The 282-nt window shown below is 56.7% G+C and carries 1 protein-coding gene; it reads right to left on the bottom strand.

All coding sequences use genetic code 11. The features are described from left to right. Positions 1-282, bottom strand: a 282-nt coding sequence (locus SB752_RS32285) for a hypothetical protein (protein WP_410719478.1), incomplete at both ends; no start/stop codon positions are given.

The following is a 282-nucleotide window of genomic DNA, read 5'->3' as shown; positions in this document are numbered from 1 at the left end:
ACCGGCCGGACAGTAAAACGCCATGTCTCCGTCTGATGCTATTGCGCTGAACAGTGTCGGGCGCGCCAACGATTGACGTCGGTATGATAACCGCTTAACCGAACGAAACCCGCCGATTACGTCGATTGCCTCGGAGCCTTGCTGGACACGGCGATCAGCGCGCCCCGAACATTTGTACTGCAGACAACGCATTTTTGTCGCATATACCCGTTCAACGAGACGAATCGCGCCCAATGCCGGGTCCCGGTCGAGTCTTGCGAAATGCAGCGTAAAAGCATGGGC

Source organism: Brevibacillus sp. SIMBA_040 (assembly GCF_046535075.1).
Lineage (GTDB): Bacteria > Bacillota > Bacilli > Brevibacillales > Brevibacillaceae > Brevibacillus.
Note: the sequence above shows the minus strand (reverse complement) of the source record. Positions and strands in the feature narration are given on the sequence as shown.